Source organism: Streptomyces sp. CC224B (genome assembly GCF_030010595.1).
GTDB classification, from domain to species: domain Bacteria; phylum Actinomycetota; class Actinomycetes; order Streptomycetales; family Streptomycetaceae; genus Streptomyces; species Streptomyces longispororuber.
In genome coordinates, this window is record NZ_JASCXL010000271.1 from 1 (window position 1) to 356 (window position 356).

Annotated in this window: 1 protein-coding gene; it reads left to right on the forward strand. The window is 73.6% G+C overall.

Features of this window, described 5'->3' with window-relative positions; translation table 11 throughout:
- Nucleotides 1–356: hypothetical protein (locus tag QK440_RS41310; protein WP_282798408.1), on the forward strand; the 356-nt coding region annotated here is incomplete at both ends.

The following is a 356-nucleotide window of genomic DNA, read 5'->3' on the forward strand; positions in this document are numbered from 1 at the left end:
GACATGCCCGCGCTGGCCGCCCTGAACGTCACCGCGTACGTCGCCGACGGCGAGCAGGGGCCGCGCCTGGTCACCCGGCTCGACTACCCCTCCGGCCTGTTCACGCAGGCCGAGGTGGAGGAGCTGGCCGAGCTGTGGCGCACCGCCCTCGAAGGCCTCGCCCGGCACGCCGCCGCCCCGGAGGCGGGCGGCCTCACACCCTCGGACGTACCGCTGGTCGAGGTGGGCCAGCGCGACCTGGACACGTGGGAGGAGACCTACGCGGGTCTGGCCGACGTGTGGCCGCTGACCGCGATGCAGGAGGGCCTGCTCTTCCACACCGAGCTGGCCGGTGCCTCCTTCGACGCCTACCAGAT